22 protein-coding genes are annotated in these 26844 nt (G+C 63.7%); 4 read left to right on the top strand and 18 right to left on the bottom strand.

Translation table 11 applies throughout. The features are described 5' to 3' along the window. Positions 1 to 319 precede the first annotated feature (319 nt). Positions 320 to 1906, top strand: a complete 1587-nt coding sequence (gene serA, locus MSIL_RS07040; protein WP_012590411.1) for a phosphoglycerate dehydrogenase — start codon at positions 320 to 322, stop codon at positions 1904 to 1906. Positions 1907 to 1988: 82 nt separating this feature from the next. Here the strand turns inward: serA and MSIL_RS07035 are convergent, their stop codons facing one another. The 5 genes from MSIL_RS07035 to MSIL_RS21900 all read right to left on the bottom strand — a co-directional run bounded on the left by MSIL_RS07035 (position 1989) and on the right by MSIL_RS21900 (position 6653). Then, positions 1989 to 3599 (bottom strand): phosphoenolpyruvate carboxykinase, encoded by a 1611-nt coding sequence (locus MSIL_RS07035; protein ID WP_012590410.1) that lies wholly within the window; start codon positions 3597 to 3599, stop codon positions 1989 to 1991. A gap of 312 nt (positions 3600 to 3911) precedes the next feature. Continuing rightward, a complete protein-coding gene (locus tag MSIL_RS07030) occupies positions 3912 to 4682 on the bottom strand; it encodes a HugZ family pyridoxamine 5'-phosphate oxidase (RefSeq protein ID WP_012590409.1) in 771 nt (256 codons plus the stop codon). Positions 4683 to 5031: 349 nt separating this feature from the next. Beyond that, positions 5032 to 5298 carry a BQ00720 family protein gene (locus MSIL_RS07025; RefSeq protein WP_012590408.1) on the bottom strand — a complete coding sequence of 89 codons (267 nt, stop codon included), beginning with the start codon at positions 5296 to 5298 and terminating at the stop codon, positions 5032 to 5034. Positions 5299 to 5336: 38 nt separating this feature from the next. Further along, positions 5337 to 5735, bottom strand: coding sequence for an Hsp20 family protein (locus MSIL_RS07020; RefSeq protein ID WP_012590407.1), 399 nt, complete (start codon positions 5733 to 5735; stop codon positions 5337 to 5339). Positions 5736 to 5936: 201 nt separating this feature from the next. After that, positions 5937 to 6653, bottom strand: coding sequence for a CarD family transcriptional regulator (locus MSIL_RS21900; RefSeq protein WP_244406231.1), 717 nt, complete (start codon positions 6651 to 6653; stop codon positions 5937 to 5939). A 220-nt stretch (positions 6654 to 6873) separates the two neighbouring features. On the opposite strand from MSIL_RS21900, the gene MSIL_RS21895 reads away from it, so the two are divergent. Further along, a complete protein-coding gene (locus MSIL_RS21895; protein WP_244406230.1) occupies positions 6874 to 7380 on the top strand; it encodes a hypothetical protein in 507 nt (168 codons plus the stop codon). 414 nt (positions 7381 to 7794) lie between these two features. Here MSIL_RS21895 and fdxA read toward each other — a convergent pair whose 3' ends face one another. From fdxA to MSIL_RS20085, 10 genes are all read right to left on the bottom strand, one after another. Further along, positions 7795 to 8133, bottom strand: coding sequence for a ferredoxin FdxA (gene fdxA / locus MSIL_RS07010; RefSeq protein ID WP_012590405.1), 339 nt, complete (start codon positions 8131 to 8133; stop codon positions 7795 to 7797). Between the two features lie 199 nt (positions 8134 to 8332). After that, on the bottom strand, positions 8333 to 8647 hold the full coding sequence (locus MSIL_RS07005) for an RNA-binding S4 domain-containing protein (RefSeq protein ID WP_012590404.1): 315 nt from the start codon (positions 8645 to 8647) through the stop codon (positions 8333 to 8335). 83 nt (positions 8648 to 8730) lie between these two features. Beyond that, positions 8731 to 9957: a CobW family GTP-binding protein gene (locus tag MSIL_RS07000; RefSeq protein WP_012590403.1), complete on the bottom strand. Its 1227-nt coding sequence runs from the start codon at positions 9955 to 9957 to the stop codon at positions 8731 to 8733. After that, entirely contained in the window at positions 9954 to 11564 is a 1611-nt protein-coding gene (locus tag MSIL_RS06995) for a D-alanyl-D-alanine carboxypeptidase family protein (protein WP_012590402.1), read from the bottom strand. Before MSIL_RS06995 ends, MSIL_RS07000 begins: the two co-directional genes overlap by 4 nt. Before the next feature lie 465 nt (positions 11565 to 12029). Next, positions 12030 to 13286, bottom strand: coding sequence for an FAD-dependent oxidoreductase (locus MSIL_RS06990; RefSeq protein ID WP_012590401.1), 1257 nt, complete (start codon positions 13284 to 13286; stop codon positions 12030 to 12032). A 320-nt stretch (positions 13287 to 13606) separates the two neighbouring features. Then, positions 13607 to 13825, bottom strand: coding sequence for a hypothetical protein (locus MSIL_RS06985; protein ID WP_012590400.1), 219 nt, complete (start codon positions 13823 to 13825; stop codon positions 13607 to 13609). Positions 13826 to 14157: 332 nt separating this feature from the next. Continuing rightward, a complete protein-coding gene (locus MSIL_RS06980) occupies positions 14158 to 14367 on the bottom strand; it encodes a YbdD/YjiX family protein (RefSeq protein ID WP_012590399.1) in 210 nt (69 codons plus the stop codon). Next, positions 14364 to 16424 (bottom strand): carbon starvation CstA family protein, encoded by a 2061-nt coding sequence (locus MSIL_RS06975; RefSeq protein WP_041367716.1) that lies wholly within the window; start codon positions 16422 to 16424, stop codon positions 14364 to 14366. The genes MSIL_RS06980 and MSIL_RS06975 overlap by 4 nt, the downstream gene beginning before the upstream one ends. A 180-nt stretch (positions 16425 to 16604) precedes the next feature. After that, positions 16605 to 18146 carry a M48 family metalloprotease gene (locus MSIL_RS06970; protein WP_148213042.1) on the bottom strand — a complete coding sequence of 514 codons (1542 nt, stop codon included), beginning with the start codon at positions 18144 to 18146 and terminating at the stop codon, positions 16605 to 16607. Positions 18147 to 18173: 27 nt separating this feature from the next. Then, positions 18174 to 19154: a hypothetical protein gene (locus MSIL_RS20085; RefSeq protein ID WP_049768119.1), complete on the bottom strand. Its 981-nt coding sequence runs from the start codon at positions 19152 to 19154 to the stop codon at positions 18174 to 18176. A 172-nt stretch (positions 19155 to 19326) separates the two neighbouring features. On the opposite strand from MSIL_RS20085, the gene pyc reads away from it, so the two are divergent. After that, positions 19327 to 22770 (top strand): pyruvate carboxylase, encoded by a 3444-nt coding sequence (pyc, locus tag MSIL_RS06960; RefSeq protein ID WP_012590395.1) that lies wholly within the window; start codon positions 19327 to 19329, stop codon positions 22768 to 22770. 52 nt (positions 22771 to 22822) lie between these two features. Further along, a complete protein-coding gene (locus MSIL_RS06955) occupies positions 22823 to 23929 on the top strand; it encodes a calcium:cation antiporter (RefSeq protein WP_012590394.1) in 1107 nt (368 codons plus the stop codon). A 62-nt stretch (positions 23930 to 23991) separates the two neighbouring features. Here MSIL_RS06955 and MSIL_RS06950 read toward each other — a convergent pair whose 3' ends face one another. From MSIL_RS06950 to MSIL_RS06940, 3 genes are all read right to left on the bottom strand, one after another. Beyond that, positions 23992 to 24228: a hypothetical protein gene (locus MSIL_RS06950; protein WP_012590393.1), complete on the bottom strand. Its 237-nt coding sequence runs from the start codon at positions 24226 to 24228 to the stop codon at positions 23992 to 23994. 176 nt (positions 24229 to 24404) lie between these two features. Further along, positions 24405 to 25376, bottom strand: a complete 972-nt coding sequence (locus tag MSIL_RS06945; protein ID WP_012590392.1) for a hypothetical protein — start codon at positions 25374 to 25376, stop codon at positions 24405 to 24407. 25 nt (positions 25377 to 25401) lie between these two features. Beyond that, positions 25402 to 26841, bottom strand: coding sequence for a coiled-coil domain-containing protein (locus tag MSIL_RS06940; RefSeq protein ID WP_012590391.1), 1440 nt, complete (start codon positions 26839 to 26841; stop codon positions 25402 to 25404). Positions 26842 to 26844 lie beyond the last annotated feature (3 nt).

Here is a 26844-nt window from a genome sequence, read left to right as displayed (position 1 = left end):
TTTTCCGCGGGAGGCGCGATCGGGGCGCAAGTTTAGCTGTTGCCGAAGTCCCGCGAGAATGTCCGCTTTGACTTTCTGGTGATCCGAAGGGACTGTCCGCGCCCGGCCGCGAACGGAATGTGTGGCTCGGCGCGTAGCGGCCCTCAAGCGGACAGGCAGAAACCCGCCCAAAGCCGAACTTCAAACTGTGGCCCTACCCACGCCGCCGCTCCCTTGCGCATGCGCCCTTCGCATCCCATAGATGCCGGGACGGTCCAATCTGCTTTGGGCCGGTCTCGGCGCGACGACGCCCTATGGAATCGCTGGAGATCGCACCCGCTTGGCGCCTCGCGTCCTCATTTCCGATTCGCTCTCGCCGGCCGCGCTCGCCATTTTCAAAGCGCGCGGGGTCGAGGTCGATTTTCAGCCGGAGCTTGGCAAGGACCGCTCGCGGCTTGCCGAAATTATCGGCGATTATGACGGGCTGGCGATCCGCTCCGTGACAAAAGTGACCGCGAAGGTTCTCGAACGCGCGGAACGGCTCAAGGTCATCGGCCGCGCCGGCGTCAGCGTTGACAATATCGACCTTGCCGCGGCGACCGCCAAGGGCGTCATCGTGATGAACACGCCCTTCGGCAATTCGATCACGACGGCCGAGCACGCCATCGCGTTGATGTTCGCGCTGGCGCGGCGCATTCCCGCGGCGGACGCCTCCACCCGGCAGGGCAAATGGGAGAAGGCGCGCTTTCTCGGCGTCGAGATCACCGGCAAATGCCTCGGCCTGATCGGTTGCGGCAATGTTGGCTCGATCGTCGCGGACCGCGCCATTGGCCTGCGCATGCGCGTCATCGCCTTCGATCCGTTCTTGTCGCCGGATCGCGCCTTCGATCTCGGCGTCGAAAAGGTGGAGCTCGACGAATTGCTCGCGCGCGCCGATTTCATATCGCTGCATACGCCGGTGACGCCGCAAACGAAGAACATCCTTTCGGCTGAAAATCTCGCGCGGACGAAGCCCGGCGTCATGATCATTAACAGCTGCCGCGCCGCTTTGATCGACGAGGAGGCGCTGCTCGCCCTGCTTGAGTCGGGACATATTGCCGCCGCCGCGATGGACATCCTGGAAAAGGAGCAGCCCTCCGGCCATCCGCTGTTCAGCCACCCCAATATGATCGTAACGCCGCATCTTGGCGCATCGACCAAGGAGGCGCAGGAGAATGTCGCGGCGCAGATCGCCGAGCAGATGTCGGACTATCTGACGCGCGACGCCATTTCGAATGCGGTCAATTTCCCCTCGATCACGGCCGAGGAGGCCCCGAAGCTCAAACCCTTCATCGCGCTCGCCGATCGTCTCGGCTCCTTTGCCGGCCAGCTGATCGAGAGCAATATCGTCAAGGTTTCGATTACCTATGAGGGCGAGGTTGCCGACCTCAAGATCAAGGCGCTGTCGGCCTCGATGATTGCGGCGCTGCTGCGCCCGCTTTTGGCTGACGTCAATGTGGTGTCCGCGCCGACGGTGGCGCGCGAGCTTGGCGTCGTCATCGACGAGGTGACGCGCGCGGCGGAGGCCGATTTTGAATCAATCGTCACGCTCTGCGTCGAGGCGGGGGGCCAGGAGCGCTGCATCGCCGGCACGGTGTTCAACGACGGCAAGCCGCGCATCATCATGATCAACGGGATCAAGGTCGACGCCGCGGTCGGGCCGTCGATGGTCTATGTCACCAATGAGGACAGGCCGGGATTCATCGGCCGCTTCGCCAGCATTCTCGGCAATGCGGGCATTAATATCGCGACTTTCGCGCTCGGGCGCGATCGCGAGGGCGGATCGTCGATCGCGCTCGTTGAGGTCGACGAGAACGTGCCGGAAAAAGTGCTGGATGCGGTGCGGCGGCTTCCCGGCGTCAAAGAGGCCAAGGCGCTGCGGTTTTAGCTGGAGGCGGCCGGCGAAACTTTGAAAAAGGCCGCCTTTTGGGCGGCCTTTATTTTTGAGGCAAAAGCGCTTTGGAGCTCGCTTACGCCGCAGCGGCGGCGGGCTGCGCTTTCATGATTTCGGGATCGACGTGGGAGGCGAATTTCACGAAATTTTCGCGGAACATGTCGACCAGCTTCGTTGCCTGCGCGGCGAATTCTTCCTTCGAGGCCCAGGTCTCGACCGGATTCAAGATCGCCGATTCGATTCCCGGAACGGCGAGCGGCGTCGACAGGCCGAAATAGGGATCGACGCGATAGGCCGCCTTCGCCAAGGATCCATCCAGGGCGGCGGCAAGCAAAGCGCGCGTCACCTTGATCGGCATTCGCCGGCCGACGCCATATTTGCCTCCGGTCCAGCCGGTATTGACGAGCCAGCAATTGACGCCGTGTTTGGCGACGAGATCGCGCAGAAGATTGCCGTAGACGCTCGGGTGGCGCGACATGAAAGGCGCGCCGAAACAGGTCGAGAAAGTCGCCTGCGGTTCGCTGACGCCCTTTTCCGTCCCGGCGACCTTGGCGGTGTAGCCGGACAGAAAATGATACATCGCTTGCGCCGATTCGAGCTTGGCGATCGGCGGCAATACGCCGAAAGCGTCGCAGGTCAGCATGACGATATTGGTCGGATGGCCGGCGCGCCCGGTTTCCGATGCATTGGCGATGAAATACAGCGGATAGGCGATGCGGGTGTTCTCGGTCTTCGACGCATCGTCGAAATCGGGCTTTCGCGTGCGCGGATCGAGCACCACATTTTCCATGATCGAGCCGAAGCGCTCGGTGGTCGCGAAGATTTCGGGCTCGGCCTCGCGCGACAGCTTGATCGCCTTGGCGTAGCAGCCGCCCTCGAAATTGAAGATCCCGTCCTGGCTCCAGCCATGTTCGTCGTCGCCGACAAGCGTGCGCGAGGCGTCGGCCGAAAGGGTGGTCTTGCCGGTGCCCGAGAGGCCAAAGAACACCGTCGAGGCGCCCTCCTTGCTCACATTGGCGGAGCAGTGCATCGGCATGACGCCCACCGCAGGCAGCACGAAATTCAAATAGCTGAACACCGACTTCTTGATTTCGCCGGCGTAGCTCGTGCCGCCGATCAGTACGATCTTGCGCGTAAAATCGATCGCGACCACCGTTTGCGAGCGGCAGCCATGGCGCGCGGGATCCGCCTGGAACGAAGGCAGGTCGAGAATGGTGAGATCGCTGACGAAAGATTGAACCTCGTCCGTTGCTGGGCGAATCAGCAGGTTGCGGATGAACAGCGAGTGCCAGGCATATTCGGTGATGACGCGCGCCTTGACGCGGTTGGCCGGCTCGGCGCCGCCGAAAAGATCCTGCACGAAAACGTCGCGTCCGGCCGTATGGGCGAGCATGTCGGCGTAAAGAACGTCAAACTGCGCGGGCGTGATCGAATTGCTGTTGTCCCACCAGATAGAGCTTTCCGTCACCGCGTCGCGGACAACGAACTTATCCTTGGGGGAGCGGCCGGTATGGACGCCGGTGTCGGCGACGAGCGGGCCGTCTTTCGCGAGCTTTGCTTCACCGCGGCGGATTGCTTCCTCATAAAGCTGCGGCGCTTCAAGATTATAAAAAATCGACTTCGCCTCTTTGAGGCCGAACTGGTCGACTCCGAAGGAAGGATTGAACAAACCGGTCTCGTTAGACATCGTCTCTCCGCCAATAGGTCGGTGTCGCAGGCAGCTTGCGGCAAAGCGCCAAGCTCCCACGCATGAGCAAGGTAGACGCGCAGAATAGCCGATTAATTTCCCGGCCAATATCCGACGTTTAGGCTATGCGGATTTGATGATTAATTCTGCCCAAGCGCCATAGTTCGCAGAGCAGGCGAGCGCTTGCGTTAGACTAGGCGCGCTCAAGCTTCATCAATGCTCGGCTTCAACTTGGCGCCGCCGAGCTTATTTTGCTTGAGATCACGCATCAGGTGAGGATGTTATAAGGCCGGGCGTCGAACGCGTCCGGTTTCAAGATGGCTGCAGCAATTCGCGCGCCACTTCGGCAAGTTCTACCAGAACAGCGCGCAACTCTCCTGGCGTTTGCGCCCGCCGTGGGAACACGATCCGCGCCGCCTCATCGCCGCGCATAAGGTCGAGACCCTCGGGGTCGAGGCCGGTCGCGACCCAATCCGCGCCGCTTTTTCCGGTGAAAGCGGCAGCGTAAAGCGCGAGCGCGTCGGCGTGATCGGCGTTCATATGAGCCAGCGCGCCCTGTTCGGACGCCAGCAGCGCGTCGGCGTCGCCGACCGAGGTCAGGATCGTTGCGGCGTTGAAATTGCCGGTGCGGCCGAAGCCGCCGTTGAGATGAGCCAGCGCGACCTCGACCCGCCAGAATGAAAAATCGCCGAAATCGGCGTAAAGCGCCGACTTTGGGTGCCGCGCGAGAAAGCGCGCGCGCAGGCGGTCGCGGGCGTCGGCGTCTTCCGCGCGCGCGGCGCGCCCCGAAACCGTCAGGCGAGGATGAGCAAGGGGATCGCCCTCGCCCGTCTGAACGATGAGCAACGAGAGGCGCGGATCGCGCTCAAGCTGGCGGGTGTGCGCCGCAAGCCGCGACATCAGGAGGATCGGCGCCCCGTCGGGCGCGGTCGCTATATTGACCAGAGTGGCGAAGGGGGCGCCCTCCGCCGTCAAAGTGGCGAGCGAAGCTGCGCGGCCGACGCGCAGCAGCAGCTTGGCTTCGGCAAGCGGGTCGTAATCATCCGGCGTGGGTCGCGTCGTGGCGGCAGGCTCTTGAATCATCGCGCCAGACTAAGCGACCTGCGGCGCGATTTCAAACCATGGCGAACCCCGGCGCCGCCTAAAAGATCTATGCGCCGGAGTTTGCCATTTAAGCAAGAGTACGGGTGGGCACCGTCAATGCGCTCAAGACAAAGGTCAGTGCCAAAGAAAATAGAGCAACAGAATAACCGGTATCGGCACGCCGACAAGCCAAAGCAGAACGCTGCGTCCCATGATCGCCTCCTTGAAAGAACTGTATTGCGCGCCAAACGTCGCGAAATACTGGAAAGTTCCCGTTCTTTCGGCGGCGATATGTCCTTGGAGGTCTAGGCAAGCCGGGCGCGCCCGCGCCGCAGCCGCCGCGTTTGGATCAATGCAAGCTCACCATTTCGAGCTCACGCTCCATCGCATTGGCCACGGCCGCGTCGCGCGACTGGGTAACTGCGATCGGCGAGCCGTCGGCGGCAAGCAGAGCGAACAGACGCATTCCCGGCTGCATCACAGGCGCTTGCGGAAACAGCCTGTTCACCTCTTCCGATTGCATCGTGCGCACATAAGCGACCTGGCCGCCGCCAAGGCCCGCCAATTGTTCGTCGGTCAACTGTCCAAAATTTTCATTCTCGCCATGCGAAACCATCGTCTATCTCCTTTTTATCCTTTCCCGCGCCGGCCGGCTCAATCCTGCTTCGACGCGCGCGGCGTCAGCTCAACCGAAAGCAGGCCCCGGTCGAGACTGGCATGCGCCACTTGCATGGCTTCGCCGAGTAGAAAAACGCGCTGAAACTGACGCGTCGCAATGCCCCTGTGAAGATGGGAGCGTTCTCGCTCCTCGGTCTGACGGCCGCGAATGACGAGTTGTTCCTGCTGCTCGACGACTTCAAGCTGATCCGCGGTGAAACCCGCGACGGCGATAATGACGCGAAGCCTCGCAGGCCCGGCGCTGTCGCCTAGCACGCGCTCGATATTATAGGGCGGATAGCCGTCGGAGCTCGCTTTGACGCCGCGCGGAAAGCTGCGCTCTATTGCGCTAAAGCCCAGCACAAAAGGGGAATGTGAGTTCGACCCACGCGACATCAGCGAAGCTCTCGAAGCCTTCGACAAAGGAACCCTCGAGAGGCGTCCCGCGGCGTTTGCCGCCTTCTCGCATATGGCGCGACGCGGCGCCGATTCAAGGGCGTTCGCGGCGGCGAGGCCCCGAACGCAAAAGGCCCGGCGTCACGGCGCCGGGCCTTTTGTCTTGAACGCGCGGCGTAGCGCGCGGATGGAAGTAAGCCGTCAGGCGGCTTGCTCGATCTCCGTTTCCGTGTCGTCGACTTCAATCTCTTCCGCCTTGCCGCCGCGGCGCGGACCCTTCTGCAGCTGCGCCTCGATCGCCTTCAGCGCTTCGGTCTCCGTCAGCTTCTCCACGATGACGACTTCCCGCGCCATGCGGTCGAGCGCGGCCTCATAGAGCTGACGCTCCGAATAGGACTGCTCCGGCTGCGAATCCGAACGGTAAAGATCGCGAACGACTTCAGCGATCGCGATCAAATCGCCCGAATTGATCTTCGCCTCATATTCCTGCGCCCGGCGCGACCACATGGTGCGCTTGATGCGCGCCCGGCCGGCCAGCGTGTCGAGGGAACGGCGGACGACATCGGCCTCGGCGAGTTTGCGCATCCCGACGCTCGTCACCTTGGGCGTCGGCACCTTGAGAATCATCTTGTCCTTGACGAAGCTGATGACGAACAGTTCGAGCTTGAAGCCAGCCACTTCCTGTTCTTCGATCGCGACGATCTGACCGACCCCATGCGCCGGATAAACGATGTATTCGTTCGGCTTGAATCCGCTCTGGCGCGAGCCGGAGGCCTTGGCCGGCTTGGCGAGCGCAGCCTTCGGGTCAATGGCCGCAACCGGGGCGACAGCGGCCTCGACCACCACGGTCTCGGCAGGAGCCTCGACCTTGACCGCTACTTCAAGGGCGGTCGTTTTCTTTTCCACTTTCTTTGTCACTATATCTCGCTCGTCTGGGTCCGGGGGCGACAATGAAAACGCCGCGGCGCGAAGAGGCGCTGCTGCGTGGCTCGTAATTTTTTGCTGCGCGGCCGCCGCAGCCGTTCTGGCGGCCTGAAAGCGGGCGACGGAAACCGCCGAGACGCTCGGCGCAGGCTCCGATTTCTTATCGGCGTCTTCGGGGGCCGGATTCGCCGAATTCTTTCCGGCTGACGTTTTCTTGGCCGAAGCGTTTTTAGCTGAACTGTTTTTGATCGAAGTGTTTTTAGTCGACAAGCTCTTGTCCGAAGAAGAGGGTTTCACTGAAGCGTCGGCTTTCGCCTCGGGCGCGGTTCTCTTGACCGTCTCCCGCTCCGCTTTTCTTTGGTCCGCAGTTCTTCTTTCTTTGCCCGCCGCGCTATCTTTGGTTACAGCCGCGGCGTCGGCGATGATCTTGGCGGCGCTCTTTGGAGCGCTCTTTGCGCGAGACGAATCCGCCGCCGCCGCGCGCTTTGACGGCGCCGCGGCGCTCCGCGCCTTGATCTTGGGCTCCCCCGCATCCTGGCCGGTCTTCGCCTTAATCGTGGACGAAGACGCCTTTAATTGTTTCGATGCATTGGCAGGCGCCGCTGATTTGATTTTTGACGGCTGTAGGGTCTTCTTGACGGACCTCATCTGCGCTCCCTTTCTCGTTCCGCGTTGGAGACGGAACAAACAATCAGCGACGAACCGGGGAATTCGTCGCTGACGCGTATCGCGACGACCGGCGCAAGCCGCTCACGCAAGAGCCCTTACAGGGCGTTCTGAACGAAGACCGTCCGTTATGCGCTGGAAAACCCCCGACAGAAGCGGGGGCGCAGCATCATAAAACTATCGTCATTAGGTATTAGGCAAACCAGGACGCGGACGATGGCGAATTTTTAAGATCCCGAAACTGCAACTGTCACATAAGTGTATAGCACAGAGGTTGAAAAGAATCAAAGGATTCGAGTCCGCGCGCCGCTCTTATCCTCTAAATGCGCAAAGCTGCGCGATCCCCGATGTCAAGCGTGCGGCAGCGAACCACGTCGCAAAAAAGCCTCGATGCGCGCCGGAAACGGACGATCTAGCCTAAACATATGGACCCGGTCGCTCAACATTCCAGATCCAAAGTCATCACGATCTAATCACCCTTGCCGGGCTCGGGCGAGAAAAACTCTTTGAACTTGCCGGGTCTGCCGTCGAACTGCTTCGCGTCGGGCGCGGCTTCCCGCTTCATGGTTATATTGGGCCAGGACTGCGCCATATCAGCGTTGAGCGTGATCCATTGCTCAATTCCCGGCTCGGTGTCCGGCTTGATCGCCTCGGCCGGGCACTCAGGCTCGCAAACGCCGCAATCGATACATTCGTCCGGATGAATGACGAGCATGTTCTCGCCCTCATAGAAGCAGTCGACCGGACAAACTTCGACGCAATCCATATATTTACACTTGATGCAGTTCTCGAGGACGACATAGGTCATCACAAACGCTCCCTTGCGGACAGAGTCCGCCGCCCCGGCGGGTCCGGGGATTTATGCGGCGCGCAGCCGCTCCAACTTGCTGATCAGCCGCCGCGCGCCGAAACCCAAACGCGCGAGGCGTCGCGAAGACGCCAACGGCCAGGCGGAAACGGCTTTCCCTCCGGCGGGAGCGCCCCACTAGCGCCTTTGCGGCCGATAATCAAGGATTGGATGACTGCCCGCCGTCATGGTCGTCGCCTGGCGCAGTCACGCTCTCGCTCAATTCCTCGAACAGCAGCCGCGCTTCCGGAAACGGGCCGCGGCGTGCGCCCGGCTGCAGCACTCTCAAGACCCGCACCTGGCGCTCCAGCGCAACGGTCAGGACGTCGCCTGCTGCAACCGGCTTGGCCGGCGCGTCGATACGGCGCGCATTCAGCCGGACGTGGCCATCGAGGACCAGCCGCGCTGCCAGCGTTCGCGTCTTAGTGACGCGGGCGAACCACAGCCATTTGTCGAGACGTTGCGTCGCAGCCATGCCTTCCCTGAATCTGCGGGCAGGCCGCTCAATTGGTCATGGCGGGCCTGGATTCAAGGGAATGCGCGGGGATTCAATAAAATTTAACCAAGCAGGCCGGATCGGGCGGGCGCCAGCGGATTGTCCTGCAGCGCCGCGGCGTCGGGGCGGTCAAGCCCCGGAACATTGGCGAAAGCCCGCCACAGTCCCTCGACGAAAGCGGGCTCCATATCGCGCAGGATGAAGACGATCCGCGTCGCATGATCGGCGTCGGGCCAGGCCGCCAGCCGCACCGGCGGATGGAACACATGCTGGACGCCATGGATCACCACCGGGCGCATAGGATCGTCGCTGAGCGCGACGATTCCCTTGACCCTCAGCAGGCTGGGGCCGTGGGCGTTGCGCAGCAATTCAAGAAAGAGATCGAACGCCGCCGGCGCGATCGGCGCTTCGAATCGCATGCAAAAGGCGCGGATGCGCTCATCATGGCGGTTGACGTCGGGTTTGGCGTGCTCATGGCGGTGTCCGTCGTGATGACCATGACGGTCGTCATGATCGTGATCGGCCGCGAAAGCCTCGGCGTTGAGCCAGCGGCGCACGTCGAGCGTCTTCCGCTCAGGATTATAGAGCCCCGCGTCGAGCAGGGCGCCGGCGCCGGCCTCGCCCTTGGCCGCATCGAGCACGCGCGCGCCGGGGTTCAGACGGGCGAGGCGCTCGCGCAGGGCCAAAGCCGAGCGCTCTCCCGCTTCGCCGGTCAGAAGGTCGGTTTTTGAAAGGATGATGCGGTCGGCCATGGCGGCCTGTTTGACAGCCTCTTCATGGGCGTCGAGCGTCGCCGCGCCATTGACGGCGTCGACCAGCGTCAGCACGCCGTCGAGGCGAAAGCGCAGCATCAGATAGGGATGATACATGATGGTGTGCAGCACGGGCGCCGGATCGGCGAGGCCGGTCGTCTCGATCACGACGCGGTTGAAGGGCGCGATGCGGTCATTATCGCGCCGCCGCAAGGTATCCTCGAGGGTCGTCACGAGATCGCCGCGGATCGAGCAGCAAAGACAGCCCGAGGTCATGACAATGAGATCGTCGCCCGCCGTTTCGACAAGCAGATGATCGAGGCCGATTTCGCCGAATTCGTTGATGATCACTAGCGCGTCGGACAGCGCCTCGTCGCGCAGGAGGCGATTGAGCAGCGTCGTCTTGCCGGCGCCGAGAAAGCCGGTGATGACCGTCAGCGGGATCGGCAGCGGCGGCCGGCGCGCAGCGGGGTCCGCCTCGCGAGCCGCCGCGGCGTCGGCTTCCCTCTCGTTTCGGGACGAATCCGTGTCGCTCATTGGGTCGCGGCGGCTTGTGCTTTCTTGCCGGCGGGGGCTTGTGCGCCCTTCCCGGCAGGGGCCTGCGCGCCCTTTGTTGCGGCGGCTTTGCCCGGCGCGGGTTTCGCCTCGGCCGCGCCGTGCTTCCCTTTGTGCGACGGCGCTGGCTTGGCCTCTGGCGTCTCGACGGACGCTTCTTCCTTGGCCGCGCCATGGCGCCGGATCTTGGCCTCCTTCGCCGCGGCGGCCTTGCCATGCGGCTTCGCGCTGGCGGTCGCCGCTGCGCCATGATGGCGATGACGGGTCGCAGCGCGCTGGGCCGATTTCTCGCGGGCGGCGGCTTTCGCGCCTTTCATCGGCAGCGCCTTCGCGTCGGGCGCAAGCTTCGCCGCGCCGGCGATTGCGCCGGTTTTCGGCGCGAAGGCGCTGACCGAGGCCGGTTCTTCGTCGGCGTCGCCGCCGCGGCTCTCCGTTGCGCCGTCTGCGCCGGCATAGCCGGCGATCCGGATCGGCACCGGCTCGAAATTCGGCGGCGGCACAAGCGCGATCCGGGTCGCCATCGGCGAAATGCGCGACAGCGCGCTGGAATCATAGAAGGAGGACCCCTGCGTCGAGGAGAAGGCTTGATTGGTCGCTGCTTCCAGCGGGGCCAGCAGGCGCTCGTTTTCGGCATTGAAGGCGACCATCGCCGCGCCGCGGCTGCGGCAGACGGAGGCGCCATTGTCGGGCGGAGCGCCGCCTTGCAGCGGCAGCGCAGCCACCTGGATCGAGGGCCGGTCGATCCCGGCAAAGCCGCGATCGAAAAGGGCGGCGGCTTTGACCGTCCGAAGCGCGACATTGGGCGCGCCGAGAATGACGGCGACGAGCTTGCGGCCGCCCTGCGTCGCGCTGGCGACGACATTGAAGCCGGCGGCGCAGGTGAAGCCGGTCTTCATGCCGTCGACGCCGGGGTAGCGCCCAAGCAGATTATTGTGGTTGGCCATGACCCTGCCGCCGATTTCCAGCGCGCCGATGCTGAACAGATCGGCATGTTCAGGGAAGGTCACATAGAGCGCCCGCGCCAGCAGCGCGAGATCGCGCGCCGAGGAATAATGCTGCGGATCGGGCAGGCCGTTTGGATTGACGAAATGCGATTGCTGCATGCCGAGCGCCGCCGCCGTGGCGTTCATTTCGGCGGCGAAAGCTTCGACCGACCCGGATACGCCCTCCGCCACGGTGACGGACACGTCATTGGCCGATTTCACCATGAGAATTTTCAGCGCCGTGTCGAGCGTCACCATCGTGCCGGGACGAAAGCCCATTTTCGACGGCGGCATCGCCGCGGCGCGGCGCGAAACCACCAAGGGCGTATCGAGCGAGATGCGATGATCGCGCACGGCCTGAAGCGCGACATAAACGGTCATCAGCTTCGTCAGCGAGGCGGGAAACCAGGGCTGCGTCGCATGATCCTCATAAAGCACCGCGCCGCTGGCGAGATCCATGAGGAGGGATGGCGCGGCCTCGGCGCGCAGCGGGATGGCGAGGCAGGCAAGCGCGGCAAGAAGCAGCGCGGCTGCCCGGCCGACGAGACCGCCGCGGCTGCGCCGATGCGCCGAAAATTGCGAACAGTCCCGCGATGAGAAGTCCATGATCCTTGACGCTTCTTTAGGCCGCGCGAATCAACCAAATCCGACGCGATCGATTTCCTAGTCTAGAGCGGGACGCGGGCGAAAAACCAGTTTTCGCGCGCCCTCACGCCCTAATTATTAACGAGACAGCGCCGAGCCGCAAAACACCGTCTTACACGACCAGCTTCCATAAGCTTTGCGCAGGAGCAGCCGCTTCGCCCTGAAGCGCTTGATTTTATCCGCTCCGCCATCCGTTTCATGACCTGAACGCCGGCGAGTAGGTTCGCCGAAATCCCGCTGAAGCAGGGACTTTGCGGTTATGATGCAGCGATATTATGGCGCTCGCCCGAACTTTGCCCACGATGTTCGGGCGCTCATGCCTTGGATCACGATGATTTTTGAATCGAAATCGATCCAAACTCACAAACGCGATCGATTTTAAAAGCTTACAGCATGCGGGCTCGAAAAGGCCGCAACTTCCCCGCATCACGCTCTCGGCGATCGGACCCGTTCCGGCCTGACGCCAAGCCCAATCAGGCGCGCCGGCAGCCGCCGCAGCGGCGGCCAGATCGTAAACAGACGCAAAAACAGCGGCGGCGTCAGCTTTTTGCCCGAAAGAACCTGGGAGATCACCCGAGTTTGAATGAAAGCTTGCATCTCTTGCGTGACCTTGGCTGGAAATTCGCGCCGGGCCTGCACGCGGGCGAGGCACTCGTCCGGCGGCCGCGGCTGGCTCAAGAGCGGGACCGACAGCAGATTGGCCGCCGCGATCGCGTCCTGGATCGCCAGATTAATGCCAACTCCGCCAACCGGCGACATCGCATGCGCGCAATCGCCGATGCAAAGCAGCCCTGGCCGGTGCCATAGCGGCAGCCGGTCGATCGCAACGCTGAGGAGCTTTGCGTCGTCGACGCTGGCAAGCTCCGCGAGGCGATCGCTCATGAAAGGCGCCAGCGCCCGGATCCGCGCGCGCAATGCCTCGATTCCCTCGGCCTTCAACGCGTCGGCCGAGCCCTTGGCGATGACATAGCCGCATTGCCAATGCTCGCCGCGGTTGATGAGAACGAGCATCTGGCCGCTTTCGAGCCGGCCGAAGGTTTCATTCGGATCATCGGCGCGGCGGGACAATTTGAACCAGAGCACGTCCATCGGGGCGCCGATTTCGATTGGCGCAAAACCCGCCTCCGCGCGCACCAGCGAATGGCGCCCGTCTGCGCCAAAGGTGAGATCGGCGCGGATCGTAAAGGCGCCGTCGTCCTTCGTCTTCGCTCGGACGCCGGCGATCCGGCCGCCCTCGGTGACGAGGCCGACAGCCTCCGTCGACATGAGCAGACGGAAGGTCGGATAGTCCGCCGCTTTGCGCGCCAGAAAATTGAGAAAATCCCACTGCGGCATGAAAGCGATGAATTTGGCCTGCGTCGGCAGATGGGAGAAATCCGCGAGGGGAATGCGCGTATCGCCGATCACGGCGGCGAGTTCGCGCGCCTCCTGATGCGGCAAGCGCAAGAACTCATCTAGGAAACCGAGGTCATGCAGCGCCTCGAGCGTCGAGGGATGGATCGTGTCGCCGCGGAAATCACGCAGGAAATCGGCGTGCTTCTCCAGGACGATGACGTCGATTCCGGCGCGGGCGAGCAGCAGCCCGAGCATCATTCCCGCTGGGCCGCCGCCGACGACGCAGCAGCGGCACGACAGATCATGCGCGCCGCCGCGCGGCGAAACATTGTCTTCACGATGCTCCAAGCTGCGCCCCTCCTTCGGGCGGCGGCGCGCGAATTATGCGCCCCCCGCAAGACCTGTTCAGCCGGACGCGCATGCGCCGACTGTCTCAATGAGTGGGGGAAATCTAACCAAAAATGGTTAACGCGGCGGCGGGAGAACAGGCGCCTATTTTAGCCAAGGCCGAGAAGGGAGAAGGGAGGCGAGGCCGACCAATGGATTTCGGGGACGAACAAACAAAAAAGGCCGGCGTCGCGCCAGCCTTAGGTTGATCGCATTATGCGCCGAGCGCCCGCGCCGCGACGGCGCCCGCAAGCGACCGCCGTGAAAGCCAGCGGCAAAGCTCAGTCGTCGCCATGCGCCGATTCATTGATGGTGATCGTTTTCATCTTCGAGAAATCGACCGCGACCGGCATCTTCTCTTTGATGATCATGAGCTGATAAGTCTTGATGACATGCTCAAGCCGGCGATAGGCGTCTTTATATTCGTTGGTTGAGGCGTCGAGGTTCAAAGGCTTCAGGCAGAATTCAATGATTTCGCGCGGGCGATCGAACTTGTCCATTTAGGGCGCTCCTTTTGACCGGACAAATATACAAAAAACCGGGAGCAAGGCGAATGCCAATCGTGTTTTGCGACAAATTCTTGTTGCGCGGCGCGGGTTCGGCGGGGCCGCAAAGCTTCGCCCCAGCCGTCAGGAGCGCGCGGCGGCAAGGGCCAAGATCGAATCCGCGGCGGGCCCCCTTTGCGTCAGAAGCGAACCGCGTCGTCGCGGCTGCGGTAAAAGCCGTTGACGATGACTGCGACAGGGACATTGGCCGCGAGCGCGAGAGGGCCGGAAGAAGTGGCGAGCTTCGAGCCCTCGAACGCCAGCCGGAAAGACCAGCGCGGGCGCGCTCAGCAGCAGCCGCGGAACCGCCCCTTGCCGACTGCGTAGCGCGCCTCCTGACGCTCGCGGAAAAATTCCGTGTGGGTCATGATCGGCTTGTCTGGATGATTGAGCTGACGATGCGCGACATAGGTCTCATAGTCCGGGACGCCGACCATCAGGCGGGCGGTCTTGGTCACCATCTCGCAGACGAATCGGAGCCCTGTCGTCTCAGTCAACTCTGGCCTCCCGCCATTGCCGCGCCGCCGATCTCGACCGCGGTGCTCTTCGAGCTGCCCAGCGCCTTGCGGATATGAACCACCGCATAGAACAGGGTCGTCAGGACGACGCCGACAAACAAGGCGGCAAGCGTCGCGTCCAGATAGTCGTTGAAGATCACCCGCCGCATGGTTTCCAGATCTTTCGCCGGCGCGAGCACGTTACCCGCAGCCAACGCCTCGGAGAACTTCCGGGCGTGGCTCAGGAACCCGACGGCGGGGTTGGGACTGAACACCTTTTCCAGCCCCGCGGTGACCGTGACCACGACGAGCCAGGCGGTCGGCGCAATCGTCACCCAAGCGTAGCGCTGGCGCTTCATCTTGAACAGGACAACGGTGCAGAACATCAAAGCGATCGCGGCAAGCATCTGATTGGCTGTTCCAAACAGCGGCCATAGCGTCCAGATGCCGCCATAGGGATCGATCACGCCCTGATACAGGATGTAGCCCCACAAGACGCAGGCCAGCGCCGAGCCGATGATCGTGTTCGCCCAGGAGTTCGTCGCCTTGAAGGAGGGAACGACGGCGCCGACGTAATCCTGGATCATGAACCGCAGCACGCGGGTGCCCGCGTCGACCGTGGTCAGGATGAACAAAGCCTCAAACAGAATGATGAAATGATACCAGAGGCCCATCATCGCCCGTCCGCCGAGGAAACTCGACAGGATGGTCGCCATGCCGACGGCGAGGGTGGGCGCGCCGCCGGTGCGCGATAGGATGCTGGTCTCGCCGACATCTCGGGCAATCTGGGTCAGCATGTCGGGCGTCACGACGAAGCCCCAGTTCGAGATCGTCTGCGCCGCCTGCTCGGCGGTCGTGCCGATGAGCCCCGCCCCACTGTTCATCGCGAAGTAGATGCCCGGATGCAAAATCGAGGCGCCGATCAGGGCCATGATGGCGACGAAAGATTCCATCAACATGCCGCCATAGCCGATCAACGGAATCTGGCTCTCGTTCTCAAGCATTTTCGGCGTGGTGCCCGATGCGATGAGCGAGTGCCAGCCTGAGACGGCGCCGCAGGCGATCGTGATAAACAGGAAGGGAAACAGCCCGCCGGCCCAGACCGGTCCGGTTCCATCGATAAATTTCGTCACCGGCGGCATTTCAAGATTGGGATGCACGAGGATGATGCCGACCGCCAAAACGGCGATCGTGCCGATCTTCAGGAAGGTCGACAGATAGTCCCGCGGCGCCAGCAAAAGCCAGACAGGCAGCACAGAGGCGACGAAGCCATAGGCGATGATGCTCAGCGCCAGCGTCGTGCCGGAGAGATCGAAATAGGGTCCAATCGCCGGGTTCTCGGAGACGGCGCGACCGAAGACCAGCGAGAGCAGCAAAAGGATCGCGCCAAGGATGGACATCTCGCCAATGCGTCCCGGGCGGATGTAGCGGCTGTACACGCCCATGAACAATGCGATCGGAATCGTGCAGAAAACGGTGAAGGTCCCCCAAGGGCTTCCGATCAGAGCCTTGACGACGACGAGGGCGAGCACGGCAAGGACAATGACGCAGATCAACATCACGCCGAAGCCGGCAATGCTTCCGGCGACTGGACCCATCTCGGAGCGGACCATGTCGCCGAGCGAGCGGCCGTCGCGCCTGGTGGACAAGAACAGCACGGTCATGTCCTGGACCGCGCCGGCGAACACGACGCCAACGAGAATCCACAAGGTGCCGGGCAGATAGCCCAATTGCACCGCCAGAACCGGACCGACCAGCGGCCCGGCGCCGGCTATGGCGGCGAAATGGTGGCCGAAGACCACGTAACGGTTGGTTGGGACGTAGTCGAGACCGTCATTGTGGCGATAGGCCGGCGTCTTCCGCGTCGGATCGATGCCCAGCGCTGTATGGGCGATGAACAGACCATAAAAGCGGAAGGCGATGACATAGATGCAGACCGATGCGACGACCAGCCAGGCGGCGTTGACCGATTCTCCGCGAGTCAGGGCGACGACCCCGAAAGAAAATGCGCCGACGACTGCCACCGCAGCCCATATCAGCTTCGCTTGCAGCGTCATTGTCTCCCCCATCGCTCGACACGGATTGTCGCCCCGGTCGTTTTCGCCAGCATCCATCCTCCGGGCCTGTTTGTCCAGATTTTACATGTTCGCTTAAGCAGGCGGGCGCGTGGCCGTTGATGGTCTCCACTTCGACCGCCTTTCGGGCGCGAGAGGCGGCCGCCGGCCCGCCCCGCGCGTCTATTTCTGCTCGGCGACGATCTTGTAGCGCTCGCCCGCCTGCAGCGGCGCCGAGGCCTCAAGGCCGTTGATCAGCCGGAAGAATTCGAGCGTGCGGTCGGGCGTCGCCATTTTCTCCGCGAGATCTTCCGCGCGCTCGCCGGGCTTTGCCGTGACGATTTCGATTCGCAGCGGGTGTACGGCGCGGATTTCCTCCGGACTTGCGCGATGGAACGACGAGAGCGCGTCCTTGAACTGCCGCTCGCTGTCTTGGCTTTCGATGCGGGTCGCGAAGATCAGCCGGTAGAACTCGCCCGCCTCGAAGCGGATCACGGCGAGCCGAAAACTCCAGTCGCCGGCTTTGGCTCTGGCGATGGCCGCCGGCGAACCGTTGACGTCGACGGTCTCGATCGAGCCCTGTTCCAGACCGTCGATCCAGTCGGAGGCCATATAGGCCTCAAGCGACATGCCCGGCGGGGCCTTGACGCTGTCGAGCCGCAGCGCCTGATTGCCGTCGGCCGAGACGCCCAGCAGCGCCTTCGACGCATTCTCGAGGACAAAGCCTTCGGGAGCGGCAAAGGCGAAGCCGAGCCGGGCGTGAAGGAAGTTGCGTCCGCGCACCGTTCCTTCCGTTGGACTGTCGCCGAACACCATGCCGTCGATGGCGGAAAGATAGGCGTCGCGGTCCGTGACGCCGATGCCCGGGGCGGCGATCTGGCGCGCGACGGCGATCGCCTGCGTCACGCGCTCCGGCGTCGAAGGGTGGGTTGCGAGGATATCCGGCTTGTCCGCGCTGGCGTTCTGGCCGATCAGCGAGGTGCGCAGGACGGCGGATCGTCCGAGCGCGCCAAGGAAACGCGAGGCGCCGTAAGGGTCGAAGCCAGCCTTGGCGATCCCCTTGATGCCCATCTGGTCGGCGTCGAGCTCCTGCTGGCGCGAGAAGGTCGCGATCGTGCGCCGCGCGGAGGCTTCGATCTCCTGGCCCTTTTCCTTGTTCTGGACGACGCTCGCGGCCCGGCTGATCACCGCCGCGCGCTTTTCCTCTTCCTCCCGACGGACCGCGTGCTTTGCAGTGAGATGGGCGATCTCATGGGCCATGACGGCCGCGACTTCCGACGCGTCATTGGCGAGCGCCAGCAGGCCGCGGGTGATGAAGAGATCGTGCGGCGGCAGCGCGAAAGCGTTGACGATCGGCGAATCGAGAATCGTCACCTTATAGGGCTCGCTGCGGCGGTCGTCGGCCTTGGCGAGCTTCGCCAGAATATCATTGAGATAGCGCTCGGCGGCGGGGTCCTTGTACTCGCCGTCGAACAGGGCGACCATGCGGTTGTGCTCGGCGCTCGCCTCGCTTTCCGGCTTTGGCGGGCGCGGCGGCAGCGGCGGCGTCTCGAGTTTGAAGGATTGCTCGCCCTGCGGCTCGATCGACGCGCAGCCCGCGAGCCCGAGGGATGCGGCGAATGCGACGAGGATCGCGGCGCGCAGCGAGGACGCGGGAGGCCGGGTCGTCAGGGCTTTGCGGCGGGGAGCGACGCCGGCAAGATGTCGAGCGCCAACAATTCTCATGAAAGGCATCGCGCTCGAAGACCTGTCTTACCGCCGGGACGAAGCGGCGGCGGCGTCCTGCCCTGGCGTCATCGCTTCGATTTCGTCAGGGCGTTCAATCTCGATCTGCGGCCCGAACCGCATATCGAGCAAGCCTCGCACCCTCACTGTTTTGTCTTTCAGCGTCGAGACATCCAACCCCGCGGCCGTAAAGAGTTTCCGATTGCGTTGCAATATTGTAACGGAAAAATCCCAGCCGCGGCGCTCGCCAAACAGCAGCAGGGTACGGAATTTATCCTCCTCGACACGGGCGACGCGGCCCTCGACGATGACGCTTGTCCCGGTCTTTTCAGCAAAGGAGGCGCGGTCGCTGGCGGCGATTACCGCATAATATGGATCGCCCCAAAGGCCAAGCGCGGCGGCGCGCGCCGCGCCTTCGGCGGCAAGCAGAAAGGCGCGGCACCGCCGTCCCGCCGCGCCGGACTCAAATCGCGCCAGTCCGGCGTCGAGCGCCGCGCCCGCGACGGAGATCGGCGGCGACCCGTCGTCCTCGCCGGCCGGCGCGAACACTTCGGCATTGATGCGCCCCCAGCGATCCGGCGCGGTGAAGACGGGCCGGAAGATCACCGCCTTGCCGGAGAGCCAGGCGCCGAGCTTTTGTCCCGTTTCAATGTCGAGCTCGGGGGCGCCCGGCGTCGGGCGCGGCGGATCGAGGCCGGCGATCTTCAGCCTGCGGCCGTCGTCGAGCGTCAGCTCCAGTCGTTCGTCGACGCTTTTGACACGGGCTTTTTCGAGGTCGACGCGCCGCCGGCCCTGGCTTGCCGGCGGAATGGCGCAGTCCTCAGCCGAGTTCGCCGCTTGATTGGCCTGCGCCGCTTGCGCGGCTTGAATCCCCTCCGCCGACGCCCTCCCTGGCGCGGCGTTGAGCGCAAAACCCGCGACGAGCGCTGCGATCAGGCCCGTGACGCGAGCCTCGGCTTCCCGCTTGGCGGGCGCGGGTCCGGAGCCTGGCGGCCTCGCCGCGCGCAAGGCCTGCTTTTTGCTTCGACTTATCTTCATCGCTGTTTGCGGGCTCCCGTCCGACGACGATGGCGTTTTCATTTCCCTGGGCTTGCGTCTAAATGGGCGCCGTCTTGATCTTGGCCTTCCTTATGGATCCCGCCATCGCGGATCCGCCTCCCCGAACCGGCAGCGAGTAGCCATGGCCCGAATTCGTCGTCTATTGGTCGCCAATCGTTCTGAAATCGCCATCCGCGTGTTTCGCGCGGCGACGGAGCTCGGCATAAGGACGGTGGCGATTTACGCCGAGGAAGACAAGCTTTCGCTGCATCGCTTCAAGGCCGACGAAGCCTATCAGGTTGGCGCCGGCAAGGGTCCGCTCGAAGCCTATCTCTCGATCGAGGAAGTCATCCGCGTCGCGCGGGAAGCCAAGGTCGACGCGATCCATCCCGGCTATGGCTTCCTGTCGGAGAGCCCGGAATTCGCCGACGCCTGCGCCGAGGCGGGAATCATTTTCATCGGCCCTTCGCCGCAGACGATGCGCGAACTCGGCAATAAGGTCGCCGCGCGCAATATCGCCGTTCGGTCCGGCGCTCCGGTCATGCCGGCCACGGACCCCCTCCCGGACGATCCGGCGGAAATCAAGCGCCTCGCGCTCGGGGTCGGCTATCCCGTCATGCTGAAGGCGTCGTGGGGCGGCGGCGGGCGCGGCATGCGCCCGATCGAGAGCGAGGACAAGCTGCTCGACGCGGTGCTCAGCGCCAAGCGCGAGGCCAAGAACGCCTTCGGCAAGGATGAAGTCTATCTCGAAAAGCTGGTGCTCCGCGCGCGCCACGTCGAGGTTCAGATTTTGGGCGATTCGCACGGCAATCTCGTGCATCTCTTCGAGCGCGACTGCTCGATCCAGCGCCGCCATCAGAAAGTGGTCGAACGCGCCCCCGCGCCCTATCTCGACGAGGCGACCCGCCAGGGCCTTTGCGAGGCGGCGCTGAAAATTGGCCGGGCGACCAAATATTGCGGCGCCGGCACCGTTGAATTCCTGCTCGACGCCGACACCAACCAATTTTACTTCATCGAGGTCAATCCGCGCATTCAGGTCGAGCATACGGTGACCGAAGTCGTGACCGGCCTCGATATTGTCAAGGCGCAGATCAAAATCGCCGAAGGCAAGCGCATCGGCCGCCTCGAGGAGACCGGGATCCCCGAGCAGAAGGATATCCGCCTCTCCGGCCATGCCCTGCAATGCCGCATCACCACCGAAAATCCGGAAAATAATTTCATTCCCGATTACGGCCGCATTACAGCCTATCGCGGCGCGATGGGCTTTGGCATTCGCGTCGACGGCGGCACGGCCTATTCGGGCGCGATCGTCACCCGTTTTTACGATCCGATGCTGGAGAAGGTCACCGCCTGGGCGCCGACGCCGGAAGAGGTCATCCGGCGCATGGACCGCGCTCTGCTCGAATATCGCATCCGCGGCGTCGCCACCAATCTCGCCTTTCTGCACAACATCATCAACGATCCGCATTTTGTAGCGAATGACTACACAACCCGCTTCATCGACGACACGCCGTCGCTGTTCGACTTCAAGAAGCGCAAGGACCGCGCGACCAAGCTTCTGACCTGGGTCGCCGACGTCACCATCAACGGCCATCCGGAGACGCGGGGCAGGGCGAAGCCGCCGGCGTCCGCGCGCGCGCCGGTCGCGCCCTATTTCCCGGATCGCCCGATCCCGGACGGAACGCGCCAGCGCTTCGAGGAACTCGGCGCCAAGGGCTTCGCCGAATGGATGCGCGCCGAGGAACGCGTGCTCGTCACCGACACCACCATGCGCGACGCGCATCAATCGCTGATTGCGACGCGCATGCGCACGCGTGACATCGTCGCCGTCGCGGACGCCTACGCCAAGGGATTGCCGCAGCTGCTCTCGCTCGAATGCTGGGGCGGCGCCACCTTCGACGTTTCGATGCGCTTCCTTTCGGAAGATCCGTGGGAGCGGCTTGCGCTCGTGCGCGAACGCGCGCCGAATTTGCTGACGCAGATGCTGCTGCGCGGCGCAAACGGCGTCGGCTACACCAACTACCCGGACAATGTCGTCAAATATTTCGTGCGCCGCGCCGCGCAGGGCATCGATCTGTTCCGCATCTTCGATTGCCTCAACTGGGTCGAGAATATGCGCGTCTCGATCGACGCCGTGGTCGAGACCGGCAAGCTGGCTGAAGGCGCGATCTGCTACACCGGCGACATTTTGGATCCCGACCGCGCCAAATATTCGCTCAACTATTACGTCGGCGTCGCCAAGGATCTTGAAAAGGCCGGGTGTCATATTCTGGCGATCAAGGACATGGCCGGCCTGCTCCAGCCTGCCGGCGCGAGAATCCTGGTCAAGGCCTTGCGTGAAGAGGTCGGGCTGCCGCTGCACCTCCATACGCATGACACGTCGGGGCTGTCGGCGGCGACCGTGCTCGCCGCGGTCGACGCCGGGATCGACGCGGTCGATGCGGCGATCGATTCGATGTCGGGCATGACCTCGCAACCCTGCCTTGGCTCGATCGTCTCGGCGCTCCGCCACAGCCCGCGCGATACCGGGCTTGATCCCGAAATCATCCGCCAGCTGAGTTTTTACTGGGAGGCGGTGCGCCTGCAATACGCCGCCTTCGAGAGCGACCTCAAGGCCGGCACCTCGGAAGTCTATCTGCATGAAATGCCGGGCGGCCAGTTCACCAATCTGCGCGAACAGGCGCGCGGCCTTGGGCTCGAGACGCGCTGGCACGAAGTCGCGAAAGCCTATCGCGCCGCGAACGATCTGTTTGGCGACATCGTCAAGGTGACGCCCTCGTCCAAAGTCGTCGGCGACATGGCCTTGATGATGGTGAGCCAGAACCTGACGCCGCAGGATGTGCTCGACCCCGAGCGCGACATCGCCTTTCCGACCTCCGTCGTCGACATGCTCGCCGGCGATCTCGGTCAGCCGCCGGGCGGCTGGCCGCCGGCCTTGCAGGCAAAAGCGCTGAAGGGCGAGAAGCCGATCGAAGGACGCCCCGGGGCGCTGCTTCCGCCGACCGATCTTGGCGCGGCGCGGATCGAGGCGGAAAAGCATTGCGGCCGTCATCTTTCCGACGACGACCTCGCCTCCTACCTTATGTATCCGAAAGTGTTCACCGAGTTTTCGGCGACCGTGCGCCGCTTCGGCCCGGTTTCGACGCTGCCGACGCCGGTGTTTTTCTACGGCATGCAGCCGGGCGACGAGATCGCGATCGAGATCGAGCCCGGCAAGACGCTGGTGCTGCTGCTCGTAACCATCGGCGAAGTGGACGAGGAAGGCCACAAGAAGGTCTTTTTCGAGCTCAACGGCCAGCAGCGCATCGTCCGGGTCAAGGACCGGCTGGCGGCGGTCACCGCCGTGGTCCGGCGCAAGGCGGAGGAGGGCAATGATCATCATGTCGCCGCGCCGATGCCGGGAGCGGTCTCGACGATCGCGGTCCGCCAGGGCCAGGAGGTCAAGGCCGGCGACGTCGTTGCGACCCTCGAGGCGATGAAGATGGAGACCTCGCTGCACGCGCCCTGCAACGGCAAGATCAAGGAGATTCTTGTCGCGCCGGGTCAGCAGATCGATGCGCGCGATCTGTTGATGGTGCTGGAATAGGGCAGAGCGCTTTTTGGCGAAGCTCAATAACGGGGTTGAGGAGAAAACCGTAATGGCGGCTGACGGTCGCGCTTTTTGGCGGTCCGACTGGTTTTTCGCCGTGGCGGTGGCGACCTGCGCGCTATTTTGGTGGTCGGGCGGCGCGTTTTTCGCCAGCCTCTCCAATCCCCTTATTCTCGCGGCGATCTTTGGCCTGCTCTTCGTTGTGATTCTTGGCTCGGCGCTCTCGGCGGTCCGGCACGCGGATCACCTCGCCGCCCATTTTGGCGAGCCGTTCGGCACGCTGATCCTGACGCTCGCGGTGACCTTCATCGAGGTCATGAGCATTTCCGCCATCATGCTGCACGGCGATCCGAACCCGACGCTCGTGCGCGACACGCTGCTCTCAGTGATCATGATCAGCCTCAACGGGCTGGTCGGGCTGTCGCTCCTCACCGGCGCGCTGCGCCATAAGGAGCAGAGCTATAATCTGCAGGGCGCGAACGCCTATCTCGGTCTGATATTACCGCTCGCCGTGATGAGCGTCGTGCTGCCTGACTATACAGTCACGTCGGCGGGACCAACGCTCTCGACGCAGCAGCGATTTGTGTTGGCCCTGTTCTCCATCGCCCTCTACTGTGGTTTTCTCCTTATTCAAACAGGGCGTCACCGCGGTTATTTCACTCTTGGCGAGGAGCCGGGGCACGAACAGCGCGGCGCGGGAGGGAGTACGGTTCCGTTTCATGTCGCGATGCTGACAGCCTATCTCGTTCCAGTCGTCTATCTCGCCGAACAGATGGCTCATCCAGTCGATTATGTGATCGAGACCTTGAAACAGCCGACCATTCTCGGCGGCGTCGCGATCGCGCTTCTGGTGACGTCGCCCGAGGGCGTGAGCGCGGTGCGCGCCGCAAGAGCCAACCATCTGCAGCGCTCGATCAACATCCTTTTTGGATCGGTTCTCTCGTCGATCGGCCTCACGGTGCCGATCATGCTGCTCATCGTCTACTGGTACGGTTTGCCGATCACCCTTGGCGTCGAGCATGCTGATCTCGTCGTCTTGCTGTTGACTCTCGGCCTCAGCATCGTGACCTTCTCCAGCGGCCGGACCAATGCGCTGCAGGGCGGCGTGCATGTTCTGCTGTTCGTCACCTTCCTTTTGCTTATCGTGCAGGGTTGAGGCGAGCCTGGAGGCAGGACAGCGCCGCCCCGCCTTTCGTCAGACGCTATGTGGCGTCCGCCTCAATGCGCGTCGTCGCTGTCGTAGCCGTGCTTTGAGTCATAGGCGCTGGTATGGTCGCCGACTTCATCGCTGGGGCTCAATGTCTTGTGGGGATTACCGGAGCTCTCGGTCGTGGCGCTGCTGCGCGATTCCGACGTCTGGTTACGCTCCGAGGCGTTCTGGCCCTCGGCTGAAGCTGCGCCGGTAAAGGCGAGCATAAGCAGCGCTGTCGAAGCATAGATGAAGTTCTTCCGCATGTGAGTTCTCCGTTGTGAAGCAAAATATCCGCCGCCGTCGGCGGCGCGATGGGCCTTCTCGTCCTTTCCGAGGATCTGAAGTCCTCGCAACATTGGGCAATGCGGCGCTTTTGGTCCATTATACTTAGGTTTGCGGCCCGGCGCGGAGAGATCAAGTTCGTGATGCGACGGGAGGGTTAGCGGCCGGAGTCCGGCCCGCTCTCAGCCTCGATCCATACGGTTTCGGACTTTGGATCGAACACGATCGTCCCAAAGCTTTTGAGAAAAGATGCGCCGAGTTGGGCCGCGGGGGCCTGCATCGTCGCGATGCCGCCGCAGCTGTTCGGCGCCTTCACTGTCAGATAAAAATCCGCGATGCGCCGGATCGGCGCGCCGGCCTCCGATTCGATCACGAGCGGCCGGTCCTTGAGCCGGTAGACGGCGCGCGGCTCCGACCCGCTGCAAGTCGTGATCGTCGCTTGCTCGACAAGCTCTAGCGCGGCTCCGCTCGCTGCGAGCCGCTCGAACAGCGGCCGGTTGATATCGACGCTGTGGCGATATTTCACATCCTCATAGCCGGTGTCGATTTGCGCAAATATTGACGAGCCGCCGCCAAAATTCAGGAAAACCACCGGCACATTGGGCCGGCCGGCGGGAAGCCGTGAGGGGTCCGACGAAAAGAATCCGGCCTGCGCGATCGGTTTAAGGCCCTTCGCCGCGAGCGCCGACGCCGCGCAAGCCTCTGGTCCGAGAAAAACCTTGTCCCCGCTGAATTGCGCGCTGAGCCGCGCCAGGAAATCGGTCCCGACGACGCCAAGCTGGCCTCCCTCAGGCTGGAGCGACAGGCGCTCGAACGAGCCCGGCTTGAAGCGCCCATGCGAAAAACTGGGAAGCGAAAAATTGGAAATCTCCGTCGATCCGGCCCCGGGCGGGAGCGCGGCGGAGGACATCAGGCTCTCGGTCGCGCCATAGTCCAGAAGGAAGGCGCCGGTTACGGAGCCGGCGGTGAGCCGGATATAGGGCGAGGCGCCGCCGCCCGCGCGCTCGATTGCGAACCGCTCGCCGCCGCAGAGGGCGTCCGCCCCGCGCGCCGCGAAAAACGCGGCGGCGGCAAGGGCGAAACCGGCGATGGCGAAGATTGGAAAGCTGGCTTTGGCGAGCGCCTTCATGCGTCAGCTCTCGAAGCAGAGCGTTTCAGAAGCCGCCGCCGGTGCGGAAGCCGTCGTCGCCGCCAAAGCCTCCGCCGCCATCACCGCCAAAACCGCCGCTGCCGGGATCGATCCAGCCGCCGCCCGCGCCGCCCGGAAAATTGAAGCCGCCGTCGCCGCCAAAGCCGCTGTCGGCGCGCCGGTCGCGCTCCTGAAAGCCGCCCTGAAACACCTGGCCGAGGACGGCGCCCGTGATCGCGCCTTTGAGAAATCCGCCGAGCGCATCGGAAATCGCCGATTCATTGGAGAAGCCGCCCATCGGATTGTCATAGCCGCGGCGATAGAAGCGCGCCCGCTCCGTCTCAATCTCGTGGCGGCGCTGCGCGATCGCCTGCGCCTTGCCCAAAAGATCGACGCGCCGCCGCTCCGCCGCCGCAAGGGTCTTGTCGCCGGCCTCGATCTGCCGCACCAGGCTGTCGTCCGCCGGCGACATGGTCATCGCCGCCTTGCGATAGAGCTCGGCGATGGAGGCGCGGGAATCCGCGTCCGAAACGATTGCGACCGCCTCGGCCCCGGTCGTTTGCGCGGCGGATTTGAGGGTCCTGTCGTGCTCTGCGTCGAGCTTTTGCAGCGTCGCGTCTGCCGCCTTCAGCCGGCTGTCGGCCTCGCTCAGCGCCAGCCGCGCCGCGTCGAGGCGCTCGTTCAGCGGCTTTGCGCCGGCGGCGTCGAGGCCCGCCGCCTCGATCGCGGCCTGCTTGCGCCGCTCCTCGTCGACGGCTGCGCGACAACGCTCGGCGTGCTGGCGCAGCCGCGCCGGGATTTCCTTCAGCATGGCGTAATTCGGCCGCGCATTCTGAAAGCCGACCAGCTGCGCGACCTTTTCGTCGATGAAGCGGACGAACAGCCCGGCGCGATAGGCTGACGTGCCGAAGCCGCGCGACCACAAATACATAAACAGCGGGTCGTCCTCATAGGGCTTGGCCTTGGCCGCGCTATCGTCCGTGGCAGCGGTGGCTTTCGACTCCGCCGCTGCGAAAATTTTTTGCGCGCGGTCGACCGCCTCCTTGCTGGCGATCCAATCGCCCGAGGCGCGCACCTTCGCCTCAACGCCGGCCTGGAGATCTTCGAGCGCATTGAGGATTTCCGCGACCTCGTCGGATTTGGCGCGGCGCGCGCCTTCGGCCGCCATGCGCGCCGCCTGCGCCGCGGCGATCTTCGCCATCAACTGCTCCAGCGCCGCCCGGCCGTCATCCAGCATCTTGAGGGCCCGCTGTTCGGCGGAGGCGAGATCGCCGGCGATCTTTTCGCTTTGCATGGCGTCGAGCCGGGCTCCGGCGAGCTGCCGCAGCAGGGCCGTGCGGCCGGCGCGCAGCCCCGCAAGCTCCCGGTCCGCCGCCGCAAGCGCATTCGCGCTTTGCGTTTCCTCGGCGCGGACGGCCGCGGTCGCCTGCTCCAGCCGCCACAGCGCCTGCTGGCCAGTGATCATGCG

Origin of the sequence: Methylocella silvestris BL2 (assembly GCF_000021745.1) — a bacterium.
Classification (GTDB): Bacteria; Pseudomonadota; Alphaproteobacteria; order Rhizobiales; family Beijerinckiaceae; genus Methylocapsa; species Methylocapsa silvestris.
The sequence above is the reverse complement of the archived record's forward strand: the minus strand, read 5'-3'. Positions and strand labels throughout refer to the sequence as shown.

Bases quoted from the DNA above. Each gene is read 5' to 3' on its own strand.
- MSIL_RS07035 (WP_012590410.1), bottom strand. From the start codon at position 3,599: ATGTCTAACGAGACCGGTTTGTTCAATCCTTCCTTCGGAGTCGACCAG.
- MSIL_RS07030 (WP_012590409.1), bottom strand. From the start codon at position 4,682: ATGATTCAAGAGCCTGCCGCCACGACGCGACCCACGCCGGATGATTAC.
- MSIL_RS07025 (WP_012590408.1), bottom strand. From the start codon at position 5,298: ATGGTTTCGCATGGCGAGAATGAAAATTTTGGACAGTTGACCGACGAA.
- MSIL_RS07020 (WP_012590407.1), bottom strand. From the start codon at position 5,735: ATGTCGCGTGGGTCGAACTCACATTCCCCTTTTGTGCTGGGCTTTAGC.
- fdxA (WP_012590405.1), bottom strand. From the start codon at position 8,133: ATGACCTATGTCGTCCTCGAGAACTGCATCAAGTGTAAATATATGGAT.
- MSIL_RS07005 (WP_012590404.1), bottom strand. From the start codon at position 8,647: ATGGCTGCGACGCAACGTCTCGACAAATGGCTGTGGTTCGCCCGCGTC.
- MSIL_RS07000 (WP_012590403.1), bottom strand. From the start codon at position 9,957: ATGAGCGACACGGATTCGTCCCGAAACGAGAGGGAAGCCGACGCCGCG.
- MSIL_RS06995 (WP_012590402.1), bottom strand. From the start codon at position 11,564: ATGGACTTCTCATCGCGGGACTGTTCGCAATTTTCGGCGCATCGGCGC.
- MSIL_RS06985 (WP_012590400.1), bottom strand. From the start codon at position 13,825: ATGGACAAGTTCGATCGCCCGCGCGAAATCATTGAATTCTGCCTGAAG.
- MSIL_RS06975 (WP_041367716.1), bottom strand. From the start codon at position 16,424: ATGACGCTGCAAGCGAAGCTGATATGGGCTGCGGTGGCAGTCGTCGGC.
- MSIL_RS06970 (WP_148213042.1), bottom strand. From the start codon at position 18,146: ATGAGAATTGTTGGCGCTCGACATCTTGCCGGCGTCGCTCCCCGCCGC.
- pyc (WP_012590395.1), top strand. From the start codon at position 19,327: ATGGCCCGAATTCGTCGTCTATTGGTCGCCAATCGTTCTGAAATCGCC.
- MSIL_RS06955 (WP_012590394.1), top strand. From the start codon at position 22,823: ATGGCGGCTGACGGTCGCGCTTTTTGGCGGTCCGACTGGTTTTTCGCC.
- MSIL_RS06950 (WP_012590393.1), bottom strand. From the start codon at position 24,228: ATGCGGAAGAACTTCATCTATGCTTCGACAGCGCTGCTTATGCTCGCC.
- MSIL_RS06945 (WP_012590392.1), bottom strand. From the start codon at position 25,376: ATGAAGGCGCTCGCCAAAGCCAGCTTTCCAATCTTCGCCATCGCCGGT.
- MSIL_RS06940 (WP_012590391.1), bottom strand. From the start codon at position 26,841: ATGATCACTGGCCAGCAGGCGCTGTGGCGGCTGGAGCAGGCGACCGCG.